Below are 4,499 nucleotides of genomic sequence, written 5' to 3' on the forward strand. Positions count from 1 at the left end.
CACTTATACCGAGCGATCTACCCATTTCTCGATAACTTTCATTTCCGTTCAAATAACGTAGAACGATTTGTATTTTTTCATCAGCTGTAAATTTAGCCATAGAAAAACTGCTCTTTTTACTTTTAACATACTTTTTTTAATTTTGTTCATACCATACTTAATCCATAATACAGTTTAACTAAATTTCATTTCAAAGTTTTTAGTTTCAAAAAATCCGATACATCCCATGACCTTACTACATTATTAACTTTTGTTCGCTGTCTGCTACCCCTAGACCATTGCAAACAAAGTATAAAAATAAGAACAATATCAACGAAATCGCCGCCATAATACATCAGCACGCCCCCAATTTCTGCTTGTTCAGTAACTACACCAGCAGGCGGATGAGCATATATGTATTTTGATAATATCCCATGACCAGCTGATGCAATTATTAAAATAATTGATCGGTACATATAGCTATACCTATGGGATATTAAATCAACATAAATCATTGATGTGGTAAACAGATATCCTGCAATAAAAACGTGGAAATGTATGAACAAATGAAGAAGTATACTTTCGTGCATCATCGAGTATAAGCTAGTCGTATAGAGAATCCATAGTCCTCCTAAATTAAGCAAGGTTGCGATAATTGGATGAGTAAGAAGTTGTAGAGGCCTACTCTTTAGTATCCTTGAAAGACGTCGCGCTGTTCTCACATTGAACGTTCGTAAAAAAAGAGTCATTGGAGCGGCTAATGCTATAAAAATTGGAGCAAGCATCCCAAGGAGTAAATGCACAAGCATATGCACTGTGAAATCATTATGAGCACGATGAGCTAAGGGCCCAACAACTGCTATTGCCACACAAATAAGTCCTAAAATCCAGAAGACACTTCGATATAACGACCATCGTTTGTAATGGCGATTTGATAAAATCGTGGCTACTATATAAATTATTAACATAATTAAAATGAATACGAATACTAAAATATCCAGTACATTCCATATTTCATGATGAAGATGGTTATTATTCATTTAAGCTTTTACCTCTCAATAATCTTTCATCAGTTCTTGTCTGAAAAACTAGCAGAATGCCAATTAAGAGCATTACAGTCGCAATTATATTCCATATTACGTCGTAGATAAGAACATTATCTACGTATCGAATCTGATGTATTTTCATTAGTTTGTGTTGAATTATACCGTCATATAATTGAAATCCACCACTACCAAGCATTAGTCCGCTCCACCATCTTTTCAACCAAAATGCATTTCTACGGCGAAGATCAGCAACCATAAACAAGGAACCAATCGTTGCAAACCAACTAAAAGCATGAAAAAGACCATCTGAAATGAGTCCAATATCTGTTGTAGATTTATCATAGAAATGGTGCCAATGTAGCAGTTGATGAAAAATAGTTTCATCTATAAAAGCTACTAACCCTAGCCCAAACAAGATACCTGACCATAGATTACGGGTCAAATAAACAGAAGAGGTTAAATAGCTTGTATTATCGGTTTTGGTAACCATTAAATCCTATCCTTTCCACTAATGTATATTCTTATTTTTCCCAAAAGAAAAACGTGCTAAACATACTTAGTACCAAAGGAAAATAACATTCAATTAGATGTATCATATAAATACTTATTCTCAAGCGTATTTAATATTTTATTAAAACTCACTAAAAAAGCTTTAAGTGGTTCACCATTCTAAAATAGAGCTAGTATAATTTCTTTAACATTTTAGAATCAATCTATCTTTTTAGCATTTAATCAATTTATTAACAATGGAAATTACCATATAGTCTTAACTATTTGATCCTCTATAAATAAACTATAGTTTTTCTCTAATGATAATTTCCAAATCTTCATTTTAATATTGCATTTGTATTGCCTTTTGCACATTTTGAACATCATTTTTTAATAGTTGCTTTAAATCATAAGCTGGATAGTAACCACGCTCATACATAAAGTTAAAAACCTGTGCATGTAATTGTATAGCATCATTTATTTGACGGGTTAAAACTTCTCTAAGTCGCGGCGTTGCAGTTTCGGTAATCGCTATTGCATAGTTTCGAACAGATGTCTTTGCTAATCCAAGTAAATCTCCAGCGTAAAATCCAGTGTCATCACGATGCTGCGATTGAAATCCAGGAGCATAAGGATAAAATTGTACTAACTCTTGTAGATTGTTTTGGATGGCATTTATAGCTTTAATATATAACGATTGAAGTGCTTGATTAGGTACATTCCTAACTGATTTTTTTAATTTGATTAAACCGTTTGCTTGAAATGCTACTAATTCATGTAACTCCAATGTTTCATGCCAAGCTAGCTGATTAGGATAAGACATAGACGTTCCCCCTTAATATTCATTCATGCTACACTATGCAAAAAAATTCAAAAAGGGCCTATACTACATGAATTCATTTCAATCTAATTCATGATTGCTTATTATCCTTCTATGTTAATCACAATAAAGTATCCTTAATTCCTCTTCCCTACTTTTTTATATCCTTAATTTTGATTTTCAAAATGACTTCTTCGCCTTTACAATCTATAAATTTAATTTTTTCTTCCTTAAAAATCCCCATCATAATACATCCCTTCTTGTTTCGTTATAAACCATATTAGTTAGAAAATATAAATTTGAACATTGTACCTACATATTCCTTATATATTTTTCAAATTTTATAGCTACTTAAATTTATACGTTATTAAAGATCAACTATTAAAGTAACTACATTGAAGGGGATTCTTCATTAAATCATTTTATTTTTATAGATTAAAAAACAATTATTCTAGTCGTGTTAGTCACCTATTCTTAAATAATTAATAGGTTATATATTATGACTTAGGAGGGATAAAAAGATGACTATGCTTTATAATAAAGACTCTTTACAAAAAAATATTATTACCCTTCCACATTGGCAACGAGAAGCTTTCCGTTCTTTTAAATTAAAAATGACAGATAAAGATAAACCTTTCCCTTGTATACCAGCTCAACACGGCTTTACAGCAAATCACCTCAGGTACGGATTTATTGGTGATCCTAGAGATACGAATACTAGCGAGGATTTTGCTGCATTACTTAAAGAATATACTGAATGTTCTAGAGACACAGGTCAATACGCCTCACTCATTGTTTTTATTCATACACCAACAGATTTAAAGCAAGAAACTACCGTTGAGGATTTTGAACATATTTATTGGTCTCTACTTAATACAACTAGCCGTTTGGACGAGATGGAATGGCCTATGCACATTCCAAATGATCCTATGGAAAACACTTGGGAATTTTGCTTTCATAATGAATCATATTTTGTTTACTGCGCTACACCTGCCCATGTCAATAGACAAAGTAGACATTTTTCATGTATGATGCTTGCTTTAACTCCTAGGTGGGTTTTACAGGGAATTATGAATTCTGAGAAACGCAGTAGAAAACTAAAAAACTTAATACGTCAACGTCTAGCCGCTTATGACAAAGCTCCTATTCACCCTTCTCTTAAAGATTATGGTGAAAAAGATAATTATGAATGGCAACAATATTTTTTACGTGATGATGAAACAATTCCATCCAAGTGTCCCTTTTCTCGAATAATAAAATACTTGCATAAAAATAAGTAACCCACTCCACTTTTTATTATTTAGTTGTACAAACTTTAACCACTGAATAGATTTAATATAGATCAAATTTAGTGGGAGGAGCATATCATACGTGGGCATATTTTTAAGCTATGTTTTCTTAGGTTTATCATTATCTGCTCCAATGGGGCCTATTAATGCTGCACAGTTAGAAAAAGGTATTAGGAGTGGTTTTTTTCACGCTTGGATTCTTGGCATAGGAGCCTTACTTGCAGATGTCATCTACATGGTACTTATTTATTTAGGTGTCATTCATTTCCTCGAAAAAGATATTATAAAACTTTTCTTATGGTCTTTCGGCGCTTTTGTTTTAATCTATACAGGTATCGAAAGTTTAAAAAATGCAAATCAAATTAGCATTAGTAATACGAGAAATGATGATTCAGTTATTAAAAGCTTTTTTTCTGGTTTTTTTATGTCCTTATCTAATCCATTAACAATTCTATTTTGGCTTGGAATTTTCGGCTCTATATTAGCAAAAGCCGCTTCTTCCTATAATAAAGAGCAGCTTTTGTTATATAGTTTCGGGATTATTTTAGGCATTTTTATTTGGGATATTACGATGGCAAGTACATCTAGTATATTTCGTAAAATTTTGAATGCACGTATATTGTCTCTTATAACAGTAGTATCTGGAATATCACTTATTATTTATGGATTATATTTTGGTTTTCAAACTTACCAAATCATTTTTCAATAACTTCTATTATTTAGTTCTGACATACTATTCATGGTGTGAAAAGAAAGATACTTCATATTAAAATGTACCCTATAGAATAGACACTTGAAAAAAGTCTATTCTATAGGGTATTTCTTGTATAATAAAAGGAAAATTGGGATCGGAGAATGTTGAAAATGACAAAAAAG

General features: G+C 31.8%; 6 protein-coding genes. 2 read left to right on the forward strand and 4 right to left on the reverse strand.

The window, feature by feature from the left end; genetic code table 11:
• From MR167_RS30580 to cotF, 4 genes are all read right to left on the reverse strand, one after another.
• The coding region (locus MR167_RS30580; RefSeq protein ID WP_002162695.1) for an IS3 family transposase at positions 1–100 on the reverse strand (100 nt) is incomplete at its 3' end.
• An 85-nt stretch (positions 101–185) separates the two neighbouring features.
• Positions 186–1,019 carry a cytochrome c oxidase assembly protein gene (locus MR167_RS30585; protein WP_001063503.1) on the reverse strand — a complete coding sequence of 278 codons (834 nt, stop codon included), beginning with the start codon at positions 1,017–1,019 and terminating at the stop codon, positions 186–188.
• On the reverse strand, positions 1,012–1,515 hold the full coding sequence (locus MR167_RS30590) for a DUF2243 domain-containing protein (RefSeq protein ID WP_000256786.1): 504 nt from the start codon (positions 1,513–1,515) through the stop codon (positions 1,012–1,014). Before MR167_RS30590 ends, MR167_RS30585 begins: the two co-directional genes overlap by 8 nt.
• 342 nt (positions 1,516–1,857) lie before the next feature.
• Positions 1,858–2,337, reverse strand: coding sequence for a spore coat protein CotF (gene cotF / locus MR167_RS30595; RefSeq protein WP_000121389.1), 480 nt, complete (start codon positions 2,335–2,337; stop codon positions 1,858–1,860).
• 518 nt (positions 2,338–2,855) lie between these two features.
• Here cotF and MR167_RS30600 point away from each other — a divergent pair.
• Complete coding sequence (locus MR167_RS30600; protein WP_000178296.1) at positions 2,856–3,614, forward strand: YqcI/YcgG family protein; 759 nt, start codon at positions 2,856–2,858, stop codon at positions 3,612–3,614.
• 91 nt (positions 3,615–3,705) lie between these two features.
• Positions 3,706–4,332 (forward strand): LysE family transporter, encoded by a 627-nt coding sequence (locus MR167_RS30605; RefSeq protein ID WP_000510856.1) that lies wholly within the window; start codon positions 3,706–3,708, stop codon positions 4,330–4,332.
• Positions 4,333–4,499 lie beyond the last annotated feature (167 nt).

Origin of the sequence: Bacillus cereus group sp. BfR-BA-01355, assembly GCF_022663675.1 — a bacterium.
In the GTDB taxonomy this organism is placed as follows: domain Bacteria; phylum Bacillota; class Bacilli; order Bacillales; family Bacillaceae_G; genus Bacillus_A; species Bacillus_A thuringiensis_S.